The sequence below is a fragment of the Actinocorallia sp. API 0066 genome (assembly GCF_020991275.1).
GTDB lineage: Bacteria > Actinomycetota > Actinomycetes > Streptosporangiales > Streptosporangiaceae > Actinocorallia.
Genome location: NZ_JAJLQY010000017.1, coordinates 110,860 through 130,619 on the forward strand (window position 1 = coordinate 110,860; position 19,760 = coordinate 130,619).

General features: G+C 72.1%; 20 protein-coding genes. 8 read left to right on the forward strand and 12 right to left on the reverse strand.

Going from position 1 to position 19,760, the window contains the following annotated elements:
* Positions 1-10: 10 nt before the first annotated feature.
* From truB to rimP, 7 genes are all read right to left on the reverse strand, one after another.
* Positions 11-886, reverse strand: coding sequence for a tRNA pseudouridine(55) synthase TruB (gene truB, locus LO762_RS31200; protein ID WP_230619833.1), 876 nt, complete (start codon positions 884-886; stop codon positions 11-13).
* Positions 887-945: 59 nt separating this feature from the next.
* Positions 946-1,437 (reverse strand): 30S ribosome-binding factor RbfA, encoded by a 492-nt coding sequence (gene rbfA / locus LO762_RS31205; protein WP_230619834.1) that lies wholly within the window; start codon positions 1,435-1,437, stop codon positions 946-948.
* A 4-nt stretch (positions 1,438-1,441) separates the two neighbouring features.
* A complete protein-coding gene (locus LO762_RS31210) occupies positions 1,442-1,738 on the reverse strand; it encodes a DUF503 domain-containing protein (RefSeq protein WP_230619857.1) in 297 nt (98 codons plus the stop codon).
* Positions 1,739-1,856: 118 nt separating this feature from the next.
* The gene (gene infB / locus LO762_RS31215; RefSeq protein ID WP_230619835.1) at positions 1,857-4,910 is read right to left on the reverse strand and encodes a translation initiation factor IF-2; all 3,054 of its coding nucleotides are present in this window, start codon (positions 4,908-4,910) and stop codon (positions 1,857-1,859) included.
* Between the two features lie 110 nt (positions 4,911-5,020).
* Entirely contained in the window at positions 5,021-5,305 is a 285-nt protein-coding gene (locus tag LO762_RS31220; protein ID WP_230619858.1) for a YlxR family protein, read from the reverse strand.
* A 34-nt stretch (positions 5,306-5,339) separates the two neighbouring features.
* The gene (nusA, locus tag LO762_RS31225; RefSeq protein WP_230619836.1) at positions 5,340-6,374 is read right to left on the reverse strand and encodes a transcription termination factor NusA; all 1,035 of its coding nucleotides are present in this window, start codon (positions 6,372-6,374) and stop codon (positions 5,340-5,342) included.
* On the reverse strand, positions 6,364-6,960 hold the full coding sequence (rimP, locus tag LO762_RS31230) for a ribosome maturation factor RimP (RefSeq protein WP_230619837.1): 597 nt from the start codon (positions 6,958-6,960) through the stop codon (positions 6,364-6,366). The genes nusA and rimP overlap by 11 nt, the downstream gene beginning before the upstream one ends.
* A gap of 201 nt (positions 6,961-7,161) precedes the next feature.
* Between rimP and LO762_RS31235 the strand changes: the two genes are divergently transcribed.
* Together LO762_RS31235 and LO762_RS31240 are read left to right on the forward strand one after the other, a co-directional pair.
* Positions 7,162-7,656, forward strand: coding sequence for a hypothetical protein (locus LO762_RS31235; protein ID WP_230619838.1), 495 nt, complete (start codon positions 7,162-7,164; stop codon positions 7,654-7,656).
* Positions 7,653-8,078, forward strand: a complete 426-nt coding sequence (locus LO762_RS31240; protein WP_230619839.1) for a ferritin-like domain-containing protein — start codon at positions 7,653-7,655, stop codon at positions 8,076-8,078. Before LO762_RS31235 ends, LO762_RS31240 begins: the two co-directional genes overlap by 4 nt.
* A gap of 121 nt (positions 8,079-8,199) precedes the next feature.
* Here LO762_RS31240 and LO762_RS33265 read toward each other — a convergent pair whose 3' ends face one another.
* On the reverse strand, positions 8,200-9,243 hold the full coding sequence (locus LO762_RS33265) for an SAM-dependent methyltransferase (RefSeq protein ID WP_308104869.1): 1,044 nt from the start codon (positions 9,241-9,243) through the stop codon (positions 8,200-8,202).
* 19 nt (positions 9,244-9,262) lie between these two features.
* A complete protein-coding gene (locus LO762_RS31250; protein ID WP_230619840.1) occupies positions 9,263-10,807 on the reverse strand; it encodes a hypothetical protein in 1,545 nt (514 codons plus the stop codon).
* A 137-nt stretch (positions 10,808-10,944) separates the two neighbouring features.
* On the opposite strand from LO762_RS31250, the gene LO762_RS31255 reads away from it, so the two are divergent.
* The 3 genes from LO762_RS31255 to LO762_RS31265 are packed head-to-tail and all read left to right on the forward strand — an operon-like array spanning position 10,945 to position 14,624.
* Positions 10,945-12,009, forward strand: coding sequence for an LLM class flavin-dependent oxidoreductase (locus LO762_RS31255; RefSeq protein WP_230619841.1), 1,065 nt, complete (start codon positions 10,945-10,947; stop codon positions 12,007-12,009).
* Positions 12,006-13,046, forward strand: a complete 1,041-nt coding sequence (locus tag LO762_RS31260) for a hypothetical protein (RefSeq protein WP_230619842.1) — start codon at positions 12,006-12,008, stop codon at positions 13,044-13,046. Before LO762_RS31255 ends, LO762_RS31260 begins: the two co-directional genes overlap by 4 nt.
* Before the next feature lie 39 nt (positions 13,047-13,085).
* The gene (locus LO762_RS31265) at positions 13,086-14,624 is read left to right on the forward strand and encodes an AMP-binding protein (protein ID WP_230619843.1); all 1,539 of its coding nucleotides are present in this window, start codon (positions 13,086-13,088) and stop codon (positions 14,622-14,624) included.
* A 6-nt stretch (positions 14,625-14,630) separates the two neighbouring features.
* On the opposite strand, the gene LO762_RS31270 is transcribed toward LO762_RS31265, so the two are convergent.
* Complete coding sequence (locus LO762_RS31270) at positions 14,631-15,008, reverse strand: Zn-ribbon domain-containing OB-fold protein (protein ID WP_230619844.1); 378 nt, start codon at positions 15,006-15,008, stop codon at positions 14,631-14,633.
* A complete protein-coding gene (locus LO762_RS31275; protein ID WP_230619859.1) occupies positions 15,005-16,102 on the reverse strand; it encodes an acetyl-CoA acetyltransferase in 1,098 nt (365 codons plus the stop codon). Before LO762_RS31275 ends, LO762_RS31270 begins: the two co-directional genes overlap by 4 nt.
* A 165-nt stretch (positions 16,103-16,267) precedes the next feature.
* On the opposite strand from LO762_RS31275, the gene LO762_RS31280 reads away from it, so the two are divergent.
* On the forward strand, positions 16,268-16,768 hold the full coding sequence (locus LO762_RS31280; protein WP_230619845.1) for a flavin reductase family protein: 501 nt from the start codon (positions 16,268-16,270) through the stop codon (positions 16,766-16,768).
* 3 nt (positions 16,769-16,771) lie between these two features.
* Positions 16,772-17,911: an acyl-CoA dehydrogenase family protein gene (locus LO762_RS31285; RefSeq protein ID WP_230619846.1), complete on the forward strand. Its 1,140-nt coding sequence runs from the start codon at positions 16,772-16,774 to the stop codon at positions 17,909-17,911.
* Positions 17,912-17,959: 48 nt separating this feature from the next.
* On the opposite strand, the gene LO762_RS31290 is transcribed toward LO762_RS31285, so the two are convergent.
* On the reverse strand, positions 17,960-18,262 hold the full coding sequence (locus tag LO762_RS31290) for a hypothetical protein (protein WP_230619847.1): 303 nt from the start codon (positions 18,260-18,262) through the stop codon (positions 17,960-17,962).
* A 198-nt stretch (positions 18,263-18,460) separates the two neighbouring features.
* On the opposite strand from LO762_RS31290, the gene LO762_RS31295 reads away from it, so the two are divergent.
* Positions 18,461-19,684 (forward strand): hypothetical protein, encoded by a 1,224-nt coding sequence (locus tag LO762_RS31295; protein ID WP_230619848.1) that lies wholly within the window; start codon positions 18,461-18,463, stop codon positions 19,682-19,684.
* Positions 19,685-19,760 lie beyond the last annotated feature (76 nt).

Consider the following 19,760-nt stretch of genomic DNA (forward strand, 5'->3'; position numbering starts at 1 on the left):
TAGCGCGGCGTCAGGAAACGAACACAGCGAGGGGCTTGGCCTTGCCGCCCCTCTCCTCCACGAGGGAGAGAAGGCTCCCGTCGGGCCCGAAGACGCCGATGGGGCCCTCACCGAGCCCGAGGGCGGGCAGCCTGCCCCCGTGACGCACCAGGGCCGCCTCCTCCTCCGTGACGTCACGGCGGGGGAAGGCGGCGGCCACGGCGTCCCCGATGGGCAGGATCACGCAGTCCTCGGCCAACTGCTCCAGGGTCCGCGCCTGATCCAGCCCGTACGGGCCGACCGCGGTGCGGCGCAGGGCCGTCAGATGCCCTCCGACGCCCAGGGCGGCCCCCAGGTCCCGCGCGAGCGCCCGGATGTAGGTACCCGAGGAACACGCCACGGTGACGTCCACGTCGACCACGTCGCCGTCCCGGCGGACCGCGCGGACGTCGAAGGCGTGCACCGTCACCGGGCGGGCCTTCAGCTCGACGTCCTCGCCCTGCCTGGCCCGCTTGTAGGCGCGCTCCCCGTCGACCTTGATCGCGCTCACCTGGGGCGGCACCTGCTGGATCAGGCCGGTGAGCGCCTTGATCCCGAGCGTGATCTCCTCGTCCGTCACGTGCCCGGCCGGGACGGACCCGGTGGGCTCGCCCTCGGCGTCGTCGGTGTTCGTGGTCCGGCCGAGCCGGATCGACCCCTCGTAGACCTTGCTGGTGAGGGCGAGGTGGCCCAGCAGCCGGGTCGCCTTCTCCACGCCGACGACGAGCACACCCGTCGCCATCGGGTCGAGCGTCCCGGCGTGGCCGACGCGGCGGGTCCCCGCCAGGCGGCGCATCCGGGCGACGACGTCATGGGACGTCCACCCGGCGGGCTTGTCCACGATGACCAGGCCGGAGACTGGGCTCACCACGATCCCTTTCACTCACGTGCTTGCGCGCCCTGCGGGCGGGTTCGCCCTGGGGGCGGCTACTTACGGTCGTCCTCTGATTCGACGCCGACGATCTCCTCGTCGAGGTCGTCGTCCTCGAACTCGTCGTCCTCTTCGTCGGACTTGTAGGGGTTGGCGTCACCCGCGTGGGTCGCGCCGACCGCCTTGGCCGCCACCTCGGCGTCCTGCTCCTTGGCCTTGGCCAGCAGCTGCTCGATGTGGTGGGCGTTCTCGATGACCTCGTCCGGCACGAACGTCAGCGACGGGGTGTGCCGGATGCCGGTCTTGCGGCCGACCTCCGTGCGGATGATCCCCTTGGCGCTCTCCAGCGCCGCCGCCGTGCCCGCCTTCTCCTCGTCGGTCCCGTACACCGTGTAGTACACGGTGGCGTCGCGGAGGTCGTTGGTGATCTTGGCGTCCGTGATCGTCACGAACCCGAGCCTGGGGTCCTTGACCCGCCGCTCCAGCATCTCCGCCACGATCTGCTGAATCCGGTCGGCGAGCTTGCGCGCCCGCGCCGCATCCACCATGGCACTACTCCTCGTCGTCGTAGATCCGCTGCCGCGCCGACAGCAGATCGATCTCCGGGCGGCCCGCGACGAGCCGCTCGCACTGCTCCATGACCGCCCGGCAGTTCCCCGCGGTCGCGGAGACCACGGCGATGCCGATCTCGGCCCTGCGGTGCAGGTCCAGATGGCCCGTCTCGGCGACGGCCACCGCGGGGAACCGCTTGTGCACCTCGGCGATGACCGGCCTGACCACCCCCCGCTTCTCCTTGAGCGAGTGCACGTCGCCCAACAGGAGATCAAGGGTCAAAGCTCCCACGAACATGTTCACCCGGTGTGTCTAGGAGAGACCTACACGTCCGCAGCCCCGGGCCGCTGCCTTCAACGGTAGGCGACATGGGAACGCCCCGGGGAAAAGGCCCCGGGGCGTTCTCTACGAACCGTCAGGAGCGGGGCTTCTCCCGCATCTCGAACGTCTCGATGACGTCGTCGATCTTCAGGTCCTGGTAGCCGATGCCGATACCGCACTCGAAGCCCTCGCGGACCTCGGTGACGTCGTCCTTCTCCCGGCGGAGCGAGGAGACGGTGAGGTTGTCGGCGATGACCCTGCCCTCCCGGACCAGCCGCGCCTTGCTGTTGCGGTTGACCGTGCCGGACTGGACCATACAACCGGCGATGTTGCCGATCTTCGGCACCTTGAAGATCGCGCGGATCTGCGCGGTGCCCAGCTGGACCTGCTCGAACTCCGGCTTGAGCAGACCCTTGAGGGCCGCCTCGACCTCTTCGATCGCCTGGTAGATGACCGAGTAGTACCGGATGTCGATGCCTTCGCGGTCCGCCACCTCCTGGGCGTTGCGCTCGGGCCTGACGTTGAAGCCGATGATGACCGCGCCGTCCGAGGCCACCGCGAGGTTGACGTCGTCCTGGGTGATCGCGCCGACACCGCGGCGGATGATCCGCAGGTTGACCTCGTCGCCCACGTCGATCTTGAGCAGCGAGTCCTCCAGCGCCTCGACCGAACCGGACACGTCGCCCTTGAGGATGAGCAGCAGCTCCTGGCGCTCGCCCTTCGACAGCTCGTTGAAGAGCTCTTCCAGGGAGTGCTTGGGACGGCTGCGCAGCAGCTCGGCGTTGCGCTTGCGCGCCGCGCGCTTGTCGGCGATCTGGCGGGCCATCCTGTCGTCCTCGACGACGAGGAAGCTGTCGCCCGCGCCCGGCACCGCGGTGAGGCCGAGGACCAGCACCGGACGCGACGGGGTCGCCTCGTCCACGTGCTCGCCGTTCTCGTCCAGCATCGCCCGGACGCGGCCGTGCGCGCCGCCCGCGACGATCGAGTCGCCGATGCGCAGCGTGCCGCGCTGGACCAGCACCGTGGCCACCGGGCCACGGCCCTTGTCCAGGTGCGCCTCGATCGCGACGCCCTGGGCGTCCTGGTCGGGGTTGGCCCGCAGGTCCAGCTCCGCGTCGGCGGTCAGCACGATCGCCTCGAGCAGGCCCTCGATGTTCTCGCCCTGCTTGGCGGACACGTCCACGAACAGGGTCTGGCCACCGAACTCCTCGGCCACCAGGCCGTACTCGGTGAGCTGGGCCCTGACCTTCGTCGGGTCCGCGCCCTCCTTGTCGATCTTGTTGACCGCCACGACGATCGGCACGCCGGCCGCCGTCGCGTGGTCGATCGCCTCGGTGGTCTGCGGCTTGACGCCGTCGTCCGCGGCGACCACCAGGACCACGAGGTCGGTGGTCTCGGCGCCACGGGCACGCATGGCGGAGAACGCCTCGTGACCCGGGGTGTCGATGAAGGTGATCTTGCGCTCTTCGCCGTCCACCTCGGTCGCGACCTGGTAGGCGCCGATGTGCTGGGTGATGCCGCCGGCCTCGCCCGCCACCACGTTGGCGTTGCGGATCGCGTCCAGCAGCTTGGTCTTGCCGTGGTCGACGTGACCCATGACCGTGACGACCGGGGGCCGCGCGGCCAGGTGCTCCTCGCCGCCCTCGTCCTCACCGAACTCGAGGTCGAAGGACTCCAGCAGCTCGCGGTCCTCGTCCTCGGGGCTGACGACCTGGACGTTGAAGTCCAGCTCGGCGCCCAGCAGCTGGAGCGACTCCTCGGTGACGGACTGGGTGGCCGTCACCATCTCGCCGAGGTGCATCATGATCGCCACGAGCGACGCCGGGTTGGCGCCGATCTTCTCGGCGAAGTCCGTCAGCGTGGCGCCCTGGGCGAGGCGGATGACCTTGCCGTTGCCCCGGGGCGCGTTGACGCCGCCGATGGCCGGCGCCTGCATGTTGTCGAACTCTTGACGCCGCTGCTTCTTGGACTTGCGACCACGCGCCGGACGGCCGCCGGGACGGCCGAAGGCGCCCGCCGTGCCACCACGGCCACGGCCGCCGGGGCCGGGACGGCCGCCGAAGCCACCGCCGCCACCGGGACGGCCGGCACCGCCGCCACCACCGGGGCCACCGCCGCCGGGACGCGCGAAGCCGCCGCCACCGCCACCGGGACGGCCACCGCCGCCACCGGGACGGGCGAAGCCGCCACCGCCGCCACCGCCGCCGGGACGGCCACCGCCGCCACCGCCACCGCCGCCACCACCGGGACGCGGACCGCCGGGGCCACCCGGACGGGCGCCCTGCTGCGGGGGCCGCGAAGGCATGTTCATCGGCGAGGGACGCGGACCGCCGCCACCGGGCCGGGGCGGCATGCCGGCCGGCGACGGCCGAGGGCCGCCCGGACGGTCGCCGCCCGCAGGCGGACGCGGGGACGCGGGACGGGGACCGCCGGGGCGCTCCGCGGTGCCGGCGCCGCCACGCTCACCCGGGCCGCCCGGACGGGGGCCGGGACGCGGGCCGGGCTTGGGCGCGCCCATGCCGGTGTTGGTCGAGCTGAACGGGTTGTTGCCCGGACGCGGACCGCCGGGACGGCCGCCGCCACCGGGACGTCCGCCGCCGCCACCCCCGGCGGGGCTGGGGCGCGGGCCGGGACGGGGGCCGGGCGTCGCGGGACGCGGGCCCGGACGGGGGCCGCGCTCGCCGCGGTCGCCGCCACGGTCGCCCGCGGGGGTCGGCGGGCCCTGCTGCGGCGCGGGCGGAACCGGCGGAACCGGAGGCCGCGGCGTGGACGGAACCTGCGGCGCGGGGGCGACCGGGGCGGCTGCGGCGGGTGCCGCGGGAACCTCGGGCGCCGCCGGCGGGCGCGGACCCGGACGGGGTCCGGGACGCGGCCCGGGCGCCGGCCGCGGCGCGGGACCGGGCTTGGGGCCGCCGGAGACGGCGCCCGCACCGGGCTTGGGGCCCGGACGGGGCCCGGACGAACGGGGGCCGCCACCGCGACCCGAGGGAGACTTACCGAACGCTTCGGTGAGCCGACGTACTACTGGCGCCTCGATCGTCGAAGACGCCGACCGGACGAACTCGCCCATCTCCTGGAGCTTGGCCATGACGACCTTGCTCTCGACACCGAACTCCTTGGCGAGTTCGTACACCCGGACCTTGGCCACTGCACTCCCAATCTGGCCCGGGTCGTGTCGCCGGGCCGTCGCTAACCAGTCATCGCCTACTGCTCATCGAGCGCTCATAGCAATCTCGACCTGCTTCCGACTAGATGTCCTTACGTTTCTTCGCTTCCCTGCAGATATCGCAGCAGACCAGAACTATCGGGCGCGGCCTCAAGGCGCAAGGCCCTGGAGAACGCCCGACGGCGGATCGCCTGCTCCAGACATCCGAGCTCGGGATGCAGCGAAGCACCCCTGCCCGGCAGCCGCTTGCGCGGATCGGGGACGAGAACGCCCCCCACCGCGACGACTCGCAACAAGTCCGCGCGGGCCGCACGGACCCGGCAGCCCACACACGTGCGCTGCCGCTTCACGAGCCGCCGCGCCGGAAATCGCGCCATGAACCGCTGGGCCGAATGGCCACCATGCACCAGTCTACCCCGCCGAAGCCTCGGCGGCGTCTGGGGTCTCGTCGCCGGGTCCGGGCGCACCGCTCCGACCCTCCTCCGCGGGGGTGTCGGGACGGATGTCGATCCGCCACCCCGTCAGCCGGGCGGCCAGGCGGGCGTTCTGGCCCTCCTTGCCGATGGCCAGCGACAGCTGGTAGTCCGGGACGATCACCCGGGCGACCCGCTGCTCGGCGTCGATCACCTCGACCGCGTTGACACGCGCCGGAGAAAGGGCGTTCCCGACGAACGTCGCCGGATCGTCCGACCAGTCGACGATGTCGATCTTCTCGCCGTGCAGCTCGGTCATCACGTTGCGGACCCGGCTGCCCAGCGGGCCGATGCACGCGCCCTTGGCGTTGACGCCGCTCTTGCGGGAACGGACCGCGATCTTCGTGCGGTGCCCCGCCTCACGGGCGATCGCCGCGATCTCCACGGTGCCGTCGAGGATCTCCGGCACCTCCAGCGCGAACAGCTTGCGCACCAGGTTCGGATGGGTACGGCTCAGCATCACCTGCGGACCGCGATGGCCCTTGCGGACCTGCACGATGTACGCCTTGATCCGCTCGCCGTGCTCGTAGCTCTCCCCCGGCACCTGCTCCTGCGGCGGCAGCACCGCCTCCAGCTTGCCCAGGTCCACCTGGACGTTGCGCGGGTCCTTGCCCTGCTGGATCACCCCGGTGACGATGTCCCCCTCACGTCCGGCGTACTCGCCGAACGTCAGCTCGTCCTCGGCGTCCCGCAGCTTCTGCAGGATCACCTGACGGGCCGTGGTCGCCGCGATCCGGCTGAAGTCCTCAGGGGTGTCGTCGTACTCCCTCGCCGCGCCCTCCGGCTCGGCCTCGGTGGCCCAGACCGTCACGTGGCCGTTCTTCTTGTCGAGTTCCACGCGGGCCTTGGGGGCGGCGCCCTCAGTGCGGTGGTAGGCGATCAGCAGAGCGTCCTCGATCGCCCGGACCACGAGGTCGAAGGAGATGTCCTTCTCCCGCTCCAGGCTGCGCAGCACGTTGATGTCAATGTCCATGAGGCTCCCCGTCCCCACCTTCCTCGTCTTCGTGGAGCAGGTCTTCGCGGAGCGAGTCGTCCTGGTCGTCCTGGTCGTCGTCCTGTGTCTCGATCCGGCGGAACTCCACCTGGACCCTTCCCGGCCCGAGGTCGGCGAGAGCGAACGCGCGCTCCTGCCCGGCCACCTCGATCCGGACCTCCCGGTCGTCGGCGCCCAGGACGCGGCCCTCGACGGGCGCGCCGCCCTCGGCCGTCGTGAGGGGCGCTCTCACAAGCCGTCCCGCGGCGCGGCGCCAGTGCCGCGGCTCGGTCAGCGGCCGGTCCACGCCGGGCGAGGTGACCTCCAGCACATACGGGCTCCCGCCCAGCACGTCGGTCTCGTCCAGCGCGGCCGACACGGCGCGGCTCACCACCGCGATGTCGTCGAGGCTCACCCCGCCGTCGGCGTCCACCACAACGCGGACCACCCGGCGCCGGCCCGCCTGGCTGACGGCGACGTCCTCAAGATCGTGCCCGGACGCGCCCACCACGGGCTCGAGCAGCTCGACCAGCGCGGCCTTCTGGCGGTCCCCTCGAACGCGCCCGTCGCGCGCTCCTGCGCTCACGGGACCTCCCTGGCTCTACTTATCGGCTCTATCGGTAGCTATGCCTACGCTCTGACCAGACAAGACTATCGACAGCCGGACCCCCGAGTGTGTATTCGCACTCCCCGACCCCCTGTGTGGCATGCTGTCTGCGACTCCCGGCCTGTCCCCGCGCGCCTTCGCGCCGCGCCTTCACCGCGCCGCCTTCCAAGGAGGTCCCGCGTGCCCGTCCCCCTGTCCCGCCGGTCGCTGCTGGCCGCCGCCGGGCTGAGCAGCGCGGGGATGGCCGCGCTGACGGCCTGTGGCGCGCCGCCCGAGGAGCTGGCCCCGGAACCGGACGTCGCGGTGCTGCTGGGCGCGATCGCGGACGAGGAGAACCTGATCTCCCTGTACGAGAAGATCTCTTCCGCGCACGGCGAACTGCCCTCGGCCTGCGCGCAGGCGCTGGCGAACCACCGGGAGCACCTGGCCGTGCTGCGCAGGCACTACCTGCCGGGCACCGGCGGCGCCACGTCCACCCCGGCCGCGGCGGGCTCGGCGCCCGCCGAGCCGCCCGCCGACCGGGCCGGCGCCCTCGCCCTGCTGCGCCGCACCGAGCGGGCCGCCGCGGGCGCCCGGCTCAGGGACGTCGCCGCCGTCTCGCCCGGCATGTCGCAGCTGCTGGCCAGCATCGGCGCCTGCGAGGCGGGCCACGCCACAGCCCTGGCCCTCACATGAGCGCCGTCCCCGCCCTTCAGGCGGCGCTCGCCGCCGAACACCGCGCCGTCTACCTGTACGGCGTCGTCGGCGCCCGCTCCCCCCTTTCCGCGCACCCCCGGATCACCAGGATCTGGGAGCGCCACAAGCTCCGCCGCGACCAGCTGATCGCCCACCTCAAGACCCGCGACGCCACCCCCGTCGCCTCCGAGCCCGCCTACCCGGCCGACTCGGCGGCCACCCCGGCCGCGCTGGCCGCCGCCGTCGAATCCGACACCCTCACCGCCTACCTCCCCCTCGCCGGCGCCCCCGCCAAGTCCCTCCGCACCTTCGCCGCCCAGGCCATGCAGGAGGCCCTGGCCCAACACGTCCGCTGGACCCGCACCGCTCCCAGCACTCCTTTCCCGGCCCTCACGCCCGACACCCTCACCCCGGAGTCATAACCCCGTCACCCCGGCCCCCGACGGCCGAGACCGCACAGCGGGCACGACCAGCTCGCACAGCACACGCCTGTGACCGACCGGAGTTGTCGCCCCCGAGTGGGATCGGGGGAATTGGGTGAGGTCAGGTGGGTTTTCTGGCTATGACGATGTCGCGGAGGATGGACTGGTCCACGCGGTGGGCGAAGTCGCGGTAGGGGCCTTCGTCCAGGGGGTCCAGGCCCGCGTCGGCGAGGAGTCGCAGGGCCTCGGAGCGGGGGGTGACGTGGGTGTTCCAGGCGATGCCCAGGGTGCCGCCGGGCTTGAGGAGGCGGGTCCAGGCGGGGAGGGCGGCTTCGAGGAGGGCGGAGGGGCTGCGGCTCAGGGACTGCTGGGTGCGGGCGCCGTGCTGGACGCCGTAGGGGGCGTCGGTGACGATGGCGTCGAAGGAGCGGGCGGCGAAGAACTCGGCGGCGCGGGTGGTGTCGGCGTTGACGACGGTCAGGCGGCGTTTGTCGCCGGCCTTGTAGTCGTCCTTGGCCAGGCCCAGGGTGACGTCGAGCTTGCGGCCGACGAGCTTGCGGTCGCGGCGGACCGGGACGAGCTCGGCGGTGTGCTTGAGGCGCTTGCGCTTCAGCCAGGTCCTGAGGAAGCCCGCGTACGCCTCGAAGTCCTTGGTGTCGATGTCCATGCCGTCGGCGTTCCAGCCGTACATGAGCGCCTGGTTCAGGGTGGTGCCCCGGCCGCACATCGGGTCGAGGACGCGGAGGGCGCGGCTGATTGACGCGGGCCCGGAGGCCGACGCCCAGACGGTGACGTTGAGCAGCATCTTGGTGAACTGCTCGTTGGTCTTGCCCGCGTACTTCTGGATGGTGAGGAGGTCGTCGTCAAGGCGGTCGAGGGGGGCGAGCGGGACGGGGTGCAGGCCGCCGTCCCCGGCGATCCGGAAGAGGGCGTACAGGGCCGAGAGGTTCGACAGGAAGGCGATCTCCCGGTCGGCGGGGTCGGCGAGCGTGAAGGTGAGGTAGGGCACGCCGCCGAAGGTCGCGGGCTCCAGGCCGGTGATCCTCCCGCCCAGGATCTCGCGGTCCAGGACGCGCAGTTCGGCCGCCATGAGGGAGACCGAGGCGTCCGCGTAGACGCGGTTGGCGGACGGGAGGATCAGGATGCCGAAACGCTGCTTGCTCACCGGGAAATTCTAGGGATCCTCAGCGGTCCCGCACGGTGACAAGCCCGCCGACGACGCCCACGTGGGCGGCCCCGTCGGGGGTGAGGGTGACCGGAGCCCAGTTGTTGTCGTAGAGCTTGCCGGTACCCGTGAGCACCTTGAAGGCGGTCCTGCCGGTGTGGAAGTCGATCGCCGTCAGGTACCAGGCGTCCACGCCGTCCTTGCGGGGCTCCTTGGTGTAGGCGTACACGAGGCCGCCGGGGACGCTCGCCTTCGCGACGGTGGAGGGGCTGCGCTCCTTGCTCGTCCAGACGGTCCGGCAGCCGGAGGCGGTGATGTCGATGCGTGACAGGCCGCCGTGGGCGGACGCGCCCGCGGGCAGCTCTACGAAGTTCCGGTAGCCGGAGTTGTTCTCCACGACGAGGCTGCGGCCGAACCCGATGAGGGAGTTGTCCGTCGCTGATCTGCCGGGCTTGAAGACGGGCACCTTGCACAGCCGCTTGCCGTCGCCCATCCGGTACACGAGGACGTTCATCCGAGGCTCGGCGTTGTCTGTGATGGCGACGAGCCCGCCTTGCAGCAGCGTGGGTGTGGTGCCCGAGCCCTGGTCGAGCTGGCCGGACTTGCGGCGGGTTCCCCTGTCGTAGGTCTTGCGCCAGACGGCCTTGGGTTTGCCGGACGCGTCGGCCCTGAACCGGTAGAGGGCGTGGTCGCTGACGATGGAGACGCCGTCGCGGGAGGCGGCGAAGGAGTTCTGGATCTGCTCGCCCCTGAGGCGGATCACCTTGACGCGGCCGTTCTTCGGGTTGACCGTGCCGACCCTGCCCTTGCGGGTCACCCACCAGATGTTCCCCTTCCAGTCGGGCTGGACGGAGGTGATGGGGTCGCACTCACCCTTCGGCCTGGGATTCGCCCACGTCGGGCACGAATGCGGGACGTGCTTCTTGAGGTTCCAGTCGTCGGTCACCTTGAACGTCCAGCCCTTGGCGGTCCGCACGTGGGCGAAGCGGCGGATGTGGAAGTTGGAGTCGGCGAGGACCGCCCTGTCCTTGGCGTCCAGGTAGTAGTAGGCGCCTCCGGAGGTGTCGGTGAGGACAGCGTCGAGGTCGAGGCCGGTCACCGCCGAGACGGTCGAAGGCCGACCGGGCAGGGCGAACGTCGCGAGGTCGTTCAGGGTCTTCGGGTCGATCAGGCGCAGCGTGAACGTGCCGACGTTGGTGCACTGGGCGACGATGAGCCCAGTCGAGCGCGCGTAGTTGTGCGTAGAACACAGCCCAGGTAGGCCGCCCGCCTTGGCCGTCGAGACGACCTCGGGGTTCCGGCCGAGGGGGCCGAGGAACGGGTAGGTGTCGGAGGCCCAGCTGTCGGCGTGCATCGCGGCGGCGCCGGGCGCGGCCATGTGCGGGTTGCGCGGGATCGGGGCGCCCGGGATGGGCTTGGGCGTCGCCGGGGCGCCGAGGTAGGCGGGGACGGAGTCCTTGCCCGGCCCGTTCGGGATCGGGGCGGCGGACGCCGCGGCGGCGGGCACGAGGGTCGCGCCCAGCACGGGGAGCAAAATGCCGGAGATGAGCATGATCGTCCGCATATGGCACACCTTAGTGGAGTTTTCCGATCGGAATGATCCGGATGCGCACCCCCCGCCGCGCGACTTGTTCGGACCGGACGGCCGCTGCTAGTCTACCAAGCGAGCGCTTGGTTAACACAAGAGAGCGGAGGCGGGGCATGGCCCTTCGGATCAGCGTCGGCTACGAGCTGGAAGTGCGCGGACGCAGCCGCGAGGTCGAGAGCCGGGCTTTCCGGAACGTGCTCGACCAGGTCGTCCTCGCCGACGAGCTCGGCATGGACACGGCGTGGTTCGTCGAGCACCACTTCACCCGCGGTTTCTCGCACTCCTCGGCGCCGGACCTGGTGCTCGCGGCGGCGTCGCAGCGGACCAGCGGCATCCACCTGGGCCTGGGCGTCGTCCTGCTGCCCTTCCAGTCGCCCATCCGCACGGCGGAGCGGGTCGCCACCCTTGACGTGCTGTCGGGCGGCCGGGTGGAGTTCGGGACGGGCCGCGGCGCCTCCCCCCTGGAGTACCAGGCGTTCCAGCGGCCGTTCGAGCAGTCGCGGCAGCTGTGGGAGGAGTCCCTGGAGGCCGTGCTGGCGATCTGGAACGCCGACGGCAAACCGGTGACGCGCAGCAGCGAGTACTTCGAGATCCCCAACGTCTCGGTCTATCCGCGGCCCACCCAGGAGCCGCACCCTCCGGTGTGGGTCGCCTCGACGTCCCTTGAGGGCTTCCTCGCGGCCGGGAAGCAGGGCTACAACCTGCTCGGCATGACGATGCTCAAGGGCATCGACGACGTGGCCGAGGACATCGCCGCCTACAAGGCGTGCCTCGCGGAGAACGGGTTCGACCCGGAGAGCCGGCGGATCGCGATCATGATCCCGTGGTACGTCGGCCGGTCCCGGCAGGAGGCGGTGGAGACGGCCGCGGACCCCGTCCTGTGGTACCTGCGCCGCCAGGTCAACCTGGTCGCGCCGCCGAGCTACACCGACGCCCGGCACGCCACCCACCGCGTCCTCGGGCAGCAGGCCGTGGCCATGCCGCCGGACGAGGCGATGGACATCCTCCGCGACAACCTGATGGTCGTCATCGACGACGTCGAGGGCTCCCGCAAGGCCGTCGCGCGCCTTGAGGCGGCGGGGGCGACCGACCTCATCCTGCAGGCCCAGGTCGGCGGCCTCGCGCACGAGCACGTCACCGACTCGATGCGCCGGTTCATGAACGAGGTGATGAAGTGACCTGGACCTCCCGCGAGGACTTCCCGCCGGGCGCCTCCGCGCGCGGCCTCCTGCTCGTCTCCCCCGACGCCGACGTCGTCGCCCCCCTGTCCGCGCAGGACAGGGCGGCGGCCCTGGAGCTGACGGCCGCGACGCTGAAGGCGGCCGGGGTGGGCGCGGGCGACCGCGTCGTCGTCGCGCTGAACAACGACGGCGAGCTGCAAGGCTCGTCGCTGGCTGAGGCGGCGCTTTCGGTGGCCGAGGCCGTCGCGTCGGTCGGGCCGCGCGGACGGCTGCGGCTGCACCGCGCGCTGACGCGGACACAGGCGAACGTGCTGGTCACGACGCCTTCGGGCGCGATGGACTTCCTCGCCAGGCTGCACCTTGAGTTCCTGCTCGACCCGCTGGACCTGGAGCTGGAGCGGATCCTCCTCGTCGGGGAGATCCCGTCGCGCAACTGGCTGCGCCAGCTGGAGGACGAGTTCGACGCCGAGGTCGTGCAGCTGTTCGCCGACCCGTTCTTCGGCGTGCCGGTCGCCTACGGGCCGTCGCTGACGCCCGTCCGCGAGGGCCTGATCGGGCTCGCGCCGCCCGCCAAGGACGAACTGGTCGCCGACCACGCCGGGCCCGCCGAGATCGTCGTCACGCCGCGCTGGCACACGACGTTGGGCGGCGCGCGCCTGCGGACCGGGTGGTTCACCGCGGGCGGGGCCGCCCAGCCGACGCACACCGCGGGCGAGCACCTGCTCGTGCGGGGCCGCTGGCTGTCGCTGCCGCGCGTCACCGACGTGCTGTCGCGCATCGACGGGATCAGCCACTGGAACCTGGAGGTCTCCCGCGAGGGCACGCTCGACCGCGCGGTGCTGCGGGTGACGTTCGCGCGCGACAGCCTCGTGCGGAACCCGATGTGGTCGGGGCGCGTCACCCAGGCCCTCGTCGGCGTCACCCCGGTCACGATCGAGGTAGCCGTCGCCCCGGAAGCCGCTGAGACGGCCGTGGCGCCCGCCGTCACGGACCTGCGCGGACACCACCTGGGCCGCGACCGCTCGGCCCTCTGAGCCGCCCTGAGCCGCCCCCGCGAGTTTGAGGAGTCCTGGATGGAAGTGGAGCCGGTACCGGACTGGGGCACGATCCCGCGCATGCTGCGCGACCGCGCGCGGACGCACGGCGCGGTCGAGGTCGTGCTGGCCGACGACGAGGCGCTGACGCTCGCCGCGCTGCGGGAGCGGGCGGCTCGGGTGGCCCGTGGCCTCATCGCGCTGGGCGTCGAGCCGGGCGACCGGGTGGCGATCTGGGCGCCCAACACGCCCGACTGGGTCGTCACCGCCTACGGGCTGTGGGACGCGGGCGCGGCGGTCGCGCCGCTGTCCACCCGGTTCCGCGGCATCGAGGCGGCCGACGTGCTGCGCAAGACCGGCGCGAAGGTGCTGTTCGTCGCCGAGGGCTTCATGGACACGTCGTACCTGGCGATGCTGGAAGGCCACGACCTGCCCGACCTCCAGGCCGTCATCCCCTACGGCGGCGAGGAGTGGGCTGCCTTCCTGGCGCGCGGCGCGGAGGTGGCCGCCGAGGAGGCCGAGCGGCGTGCTCTCGCCGTCGCGCCGGGCGACCTCGCCGAGATCATGGCGACGTCCGGCACCACGGGCGCGCCCAAGGGCGTCATGCTCCAGCACTGGCAGCTGCTGCGCGGCTACTGGGACTGGGCCGAGCTGGTGACGCTGCGCGAGGGCGACAGGTATCCCGTCATCGCGCCGTTCTCGCACGGGTTCGGTATCAACGCCGGGCTACTGGCCAGCGTCCTGCGCGCCGCCACGATGATGCCGATCGCGCTGTTCCAGCCCGACCGGCTGCTCGACCTCATCGAGTCGCGCCGTGTCAGCCTCATCGCGGGCGCCCCCGCGATGTTCTTCAAGCTGCTAGACGAGCTGCCGGGCCGCGACGTCTCCTCGCTGCGCGTCGCGATCTGCGGGGCCGCCGCGGTGCCGTCGGAGCTGATCCGGCGGATGCTCGCCGAGGCCGGGGTCGAGCGGATGATCAACGCCTACGGGCTCATGGAAGGCACCGTGGTGTCCATGACCCGCGCGGGCGATCCCGTCGACGTCGTCGCGGGCACCACGGGCCGCGCGGTACCGGGCGTCGAGCTACGGATCGTCGACGACGAGGGCAAGGACCTCGCTTCCGGAGAGCGCGGAGAGATCCTGGTAGGCGGCTACGGCGTCATGCCCGGCTACTGGAAGGACCCCGAGCGGACGGCCGAGGCGGTGGACGCGGACGGCTGGCTGCGCACCGGGGACATCGGCACCCTGGACGAGGCGGGCAACCTCACGATCGTGGACCGCAAGAAGGAGATGTTCATCGCCAACGGCTTCAACGCCTACCCGGCGGAGATCGAGGCGCTGCTCCTGCGCTGCCCGGGTGTGTCGCAGGCCGCCGTCATCGGAATCCCCGACGCGAAGACGGGCGAGGCGGCGTGCGCCTTCGTCGTCGGAAGCGCCACGCCGGAGGACGTGCGGGCGTGGGCGCGGGAGAACATGTCGAACTACAAGGTGCCCCGACGGGTCGTGCCCGTCGAGGCGCTTCCGTTGAACGTCAACGGCAAGGTGGACAAGCTCGCGCTCCGCGCTTCGGTCGCCTGAGGCTCCTCACGCGGGGGTCCACTGGACGAGGCCGTCCCGGAGGACGGCGCGGACGGGGAGCCCGGGGGCGAGCGCCTCAGGGGCGGCGTCCACGAGGTTGCCGTACATGAGGATGTCCTCGCCCTCGTCCAGCCGTACGCACACGACCGCGTAGGGGACGGGCAGGTCCGGCAGGAACCTCTGGTGGTTGACGATCCAGCTGTAGACCCGGCCCGTCCCGCGCGCGGGCACCCATGCCGTCTCACGGGAGCGGCAGCGGTTGCAGAGCGCGCGCGCGGGGAAGCGCGGTACACCGCACGAGGCGCAGCGTTGGAGCAGCAGCTCGCCGCGGTCCACCGCCGCCCACCAGGGGGCGGAGTCGCGGTCGGGGTCCAGGCGGGTCATCGCTCTCCTCGCAGGATCAGGGCCGAGGTCCCGGCCAGGACGTAGCCGGGCTGGGCGGTCGAGAGCGCGACCCGCGCGCCCGCCACCTGCCGGTCGCCCGCGGTGCCGCGCAGCTGCGCGACGGCCTCCGCGACGTGGTTGACGCCGTGCACGTACCCCTCCGATAGGAACCCTCCGTGGGTGTTCACCGGCGGCCCCTCCCCCGACTCCACAAACGGGCCGCCTTCGCCCTTCGGGCAGAACCCGTAGTCCTCCAACTGGACGAGCACGGAGTAGGTGAAGCAGTCGTACAACTCGGCCACGTCGATGTCCTCCGGGCCGACCCCGGCCATCGCGTACAGGCGCGGCGCCATACGTGCCGCCTCGGTGACGGTGAAATCGGTCGGCACCCCTGAGAAGAAGGAGTCTCCGCCTCCCCAGGCGGCGCCGGAGATGAGCACGGGAGGTTGGGCCAGGTCGCGCGCGCGCTCGGCCGAGGTGATGACAAGCGCGCAGGCACCGTCCGTCTCCAGGCAGCAGTCAAGGAGCCGGAAGGGTTCGGCGATCCAGCGGGAGGCCAGGTAGTCGTCCAGGGTGATGGGGTCGCGTTTCAGGGCGCGCGCGTTCTTCACCGCGTAGGCCCGCTGCCGTACCGCGATCGCGCCGAGCTGCTCGTGGGTGGTGCCGTAGGCGTTCATGTGGGCGCGGGCGTACATGGCGAACTGCTGCGGCGGCGCGAAGTACCCGTAGGGCGCCTGGTACTGGGCGTCGAAGACAGGCGCGGCGCCCCTGCCCGTCCCGCCCATGCGGAACTCGCTGCGCGCGTTGATGGCCCGGTAGACGACGACGGTCCCGGCCACTCCCGAGGCGACCGCCATGGCGGCCTGCCCTACGACGGAGTGGGAGACGCTGCCTCCGCCGAACTGGTCGAGGTACCAGGAGACGCCGTCGAGGCCGAGCGCTGGGGCGACGACCCAGGGCGGGGTCGAGTCACCGACGCGGTGTGTGGCCAGGCCGTCCACGTCGTCCAGGGAGAGCCCGGCATCGTCGAGCGCGGTGAGGATCGCCTCCATCGCGAGGGTGAGCGTGGACACCCCCGAGTTCTTGCTGAACATGGTGTATCCGACGCCTGCTATGGCTGTCTTGTCGCGAAACGTCACACCGCAGAGGTTAACCGAGCAAGCGCTTGGGAGGCTAGTTGACAGTAGGAGTGTCGGGAATCTACGCTCAGAACAAGCAAGCGCTTGGCTAACCCACCGTCCGACCGGAGGCAGCGCCCGATGACCACCGCATCCGTCAGCGATCTGAACGGCCGCAGGCTCCGGGACGTCCTCGGGCACTTCGCCACCGGGGTCGTCGCCATCACCGCGATCGACCCGGCGAGCGGGCGGCCCACCGGCCTCGCGGCCAACTCCTTCACCTCGGTTTCGCTCGACCCGCCGCTCGTCGCGTTCTGCGTCGCGCACACCAGCTCCACCTGGCCGACCCTGCGCCGGGCCGCGCACCTGTGCATCAACGTGCTGAGCGAGCCGCAGGCGCAGGTCTGCCGCCAGCTCGCGGTCAAGGGCGGCGACAAGTTCGCCGGGGTCTCCTGGGCCTCCTCACCGGCCGGCACGCCCGTCATAGACCAGGCGCTCGCCTGGCTGGAGGTCTCGGTCGAGGCCGAGCACGCCGCCGGCGACCACACCATCGTCGTCGCCCGCGTCCACCACCTCGACCTGCACACCGGCGGCGCGCCCCTCGTCTTCTACCAGGGCCGCTACGGCCGGTTCGAGGGCTGAACGATGGACGCCTTCCGCGCCGAGGCGCGCGACTTCCTCACGACCAGCCTGGAGGGCGAGTTCCGCGCGGCGCGCGGCCTCGGCGGGCCCGGCCGCGAGCACGAGGGCTTCGACGTCCGGCTCGCCTGGGAGAGGCACCTGGGCGCGCACGGGTGGACGTGCCTGGGCTGGCCCAAGGAGCACGGCGGCCGTGACGCGTCACTGGAGCAGCAGGTCGTCTTCTTCGAGGAGTACGCCCGCGCGCACGCCCCGCACCGGCTCGGCCACATCGGCGAGGGCCTGATCGGACCCACCATCATCGACTTCGGCACCGACGCCCAGCGCGCGCGCTTCCTGCCGCCCATCGCGCGCGGCGACGAACTGTGGTGCCAGGGCTACTCCGAACCCGACGCGGGATCCGACCTCGCCAACGTGCAGACCAAGGCCGTCCTGCGGGACGGGCAGTGGGTGGTCACCGGGCAGAAGGTGTGGACGTCGCTCGCGCACGTCGCCGACTGGTGCTTCGCCGTGTGCAGGACCGAGCCCGGATCACAGCGCCACAAGGGCCTGTCCTACCTGCTCGTGCCGATGCGCCAGGACGGCGTCGAGGTACGGCCCATCATCCAGCCGACCGGCACCAGCGAGTTCAACGAGGTCTTCTTCGACGCCGCCCGCACCGACGCCGCCAACATCGTCGGCGCGCCCGGCGAAGGCTGGCGGGTGGCCATGGCCACACTCGGCTACGAACGAGGCGCGTCCACCCTCGGACAGCAGATCGGGTTCCGTCGCGAGTTCGACGCCGTCGTGGCCGTCGCGCGCGCGCACGGCACGCTGCCCGCCCTACGCGACAGGCTCGTGCGCTCCTGGACCGAACTGGAACTCATGCGGCTGAACGCGCTGCGCACGATGCGCTCGCTCGGCGCGGGCGAGCCGGGCCCGGAGGTCGCCGTCGCCAAGCTGTTCTGGTCCGAGTGGCACCGGCGGCTCGGCGAGATCGCCTTGGACGCCGCGGGCCCCGCCGGGCTGCTAGCCGAGGCCGCGCCCTACGAGCTGTCGGAACTCCAGCGGATCGGGCTGTTCAGCCGCGCCGACACCATCTACGCCGGATCGAGCGAGATCCAGCGGAACATCATCGCCGAACGCACCCTCGGACTGCCCCGCTGAGGCGTCCCGTAAGCGGTGTTCCACCTTGTGTGTGGAACACCGCCGCATTCACTGGCCCAGGTCGGTCGAGAGTACCCGCGCGACCCTTTCCGCGGCGGCCGACACGTCGCCGACCTGAGCGATGCGCTCGGCCCACGACCACCAGAACCACCAGCCGTCCGCGCCCTGCTCCGCGAGGATGTTCTCCGTCAGAGCCGAGGCGGCCGGATTCATCACGTGCAGGCTCGGCGGGGTGCCCAGCGGCACCGTCAGCCTCACCCGCATCCCTCGCCCGACGAGTTCGTCGCCGAGCCTCTCCAGATGGGCGATCCGCGTCTGCGTTGACGCGGCGGTCCCCGTTCCGTCAGGCATACCCGTTGCTCACTTTCACACAGAATCGCGTGGCCCGACGCGGCACACGATTCCGCCACCCGGCGCGAACCCGCAAGCGCCATCGCCGCATCTAGTTCACGGACCCCCCTAAGGAACTAGGAGGGCGTCTGGACGGGCCGCCCGAGGGGCCGTCCGCGATATAGGTTCTTCACGGCGAAGCAGACGAAGGGCGTGACGATGGCGACCGACCCGTACGAGACCAGGAGCGACACCCCGCTGCCGCGCAAGGGCGGCGGCGAGGAGCCCGACGCGACGGTCCAGGTGCCGCTGCCCGCGTCCTCAGGATCGTCCGGGCCGTCCGGGCCGTCCGAGGAGCCGGACGCCGCCGCGCGGGCCGCCGAGGACGACGCGCCGACCGTCTCGGACACCTCGCGCGACTTCCAGATGCCGGAAGGGATCGCGCCTCCTCCGGCGACGTCCTACGACGTCCCCGTCGCGGGCTCCCCCCGACCGCCGCAGACGCCGCCCGCCACGGCGCTCCCGTCCAGCTCCCCCTACGCGCAGCCGCCCGGCGTCTACGGGACCCAGGCGCAGGGCGGCCAGCCGTCCTACGGCCAGACCCAGCAGGACCCGCAGGGCCACCCCCAGCCCCCGCAGGGCCAACAGCCCCGGTACGGCCAGGACCAGCACGCGCAGTACGGGCAGGGCGGGCCCCAGGACCAGCCCCAGTACGGGCAGCAGGGCCAGCCTCAGTACGGCGTTCCTCCTCAGCCGCAGTATCCGCAGGGCCAGCCTGGCGGCCAGCAAGGGCAGCCGCCGTACCCGGGCCAGCAGTACGGTCCCGGGCCGGGCCAGCCGCAGTACGGCCAGCCCTACGCGCAGGGGCCTTACGTACCGCAGCAGGGTCAGCAGCAGCCGCCGCAGGGACGCCCCGTGCCGCCGTCATGGCACCGCCAGCACTACGCCATCGGCCTCTTCCTGCTCGTCTACGGCGTCGTGAACCTCGCCCTCGGATTCCTCGGCTTCGACGCCCGCAAGGACGAGGTCGCCGAATACCTCAGCGAGGGCGTCGCAGGCCCGGTCGTCCTGGCGGTGAAGGCGCTCCAGGCCCTCCTCCTCGCCGTCGTCGCCGCCGCCCTGGTGCGCCGCCGCAGCGTCCTGCTCCTACCGCCACTCCTGGCCTGGACGGCGGCCTTCGCCATCCTCGCCGTCCTGGACCTCCTCAACGGCCTGCACACCACACTCCTGGAACACCTCGCCTACGGCGTCGTCTTCGCGATCCTGCTGTTCCTCTCCTACGCCCTCAGCGTCAGAGCAGGCACCGCCGCCGCCCAAACCGCCCAAGCCGCCGCCGAGTCCGCGCCCCCGCAGGGCGCCCCCGCCGCCCCCCAGCCGCCCCAGAGCCTCTCCCGCACCCAGGAGTTCGCCCTCAACACCCTCAACCGCTTCCAGCGCCGCTGACGCGGGTCGTGGAGCCCGCGCCTCGGGTCGTGGCCGGGCGCGGGCGGCGTTCGCGGTCCGCGCGGCCGGGTGGCCG